Source organism: Corallococcus sp. AB049A, from assembly GCF_003668885.1.
Classification (GTDB): domain Bacteria; phylum Myxococcota; class Myxococcia; order Myxococcales; family Myxococcaceae; genus Corallococcus; species Corallococcus interemptor.
In genome coordinates, this window is sequence record NZ_RAWL01001210.1 from 1 (window position 1) to 426 (window position 426).

Annotated in this window: 1 protein-coding gene; it reads left to right on the forward strand. The window is 58.2% G+C overall.

From position 1 onward, the window contains the following. A partial coding sequence (locus tag D7X55_RS45190; protein ID WP_233610470.1) for a hypothetical protein occupies nucleotides 1-351 on the forward strand: 351 nt, incomplete at its 5' end. Nucleotides 352-426 lie beyond the last annotated feature (75 nt).

Below are 426 nucleotides of genomic sequence, written 5' to 3' on the forward strand. Positions count from 1 at the left end.
ATCAATGGCACCGCGAAACTCCACCGAACCGTCCGGGACAAGACGGCGAGCCAAGACCTTGAGGGGATTCTCGTCTGGGCCGCCGCCCCAGATATGAAGGACGGTATTAGGCCGCTCATCATGGACCCGACTGAAGGCACGGATGAGTTCACCGATCCCATATTTGGAGTGGAGAGCCTTGATAGTCCCGATGCACACCACCCCGTCACCGTCGTTCGCATCACGCCGCCTGTCAGGGGGCGTGAGTATTTCCGTATCAACGCCGAAGGGGGTAATGGATATGGGTTTGTTCACCAAGTCACGCGTGACACGCGCCATGCAGTGGCTTGTCGATGCGATCCGAGTAGCTGAGACCAAGTTGGATCGGACCATGTGACGCATGAGGGGATTTGCCCGGGGGGAATCGTAAACGTCACTTCCCCACAC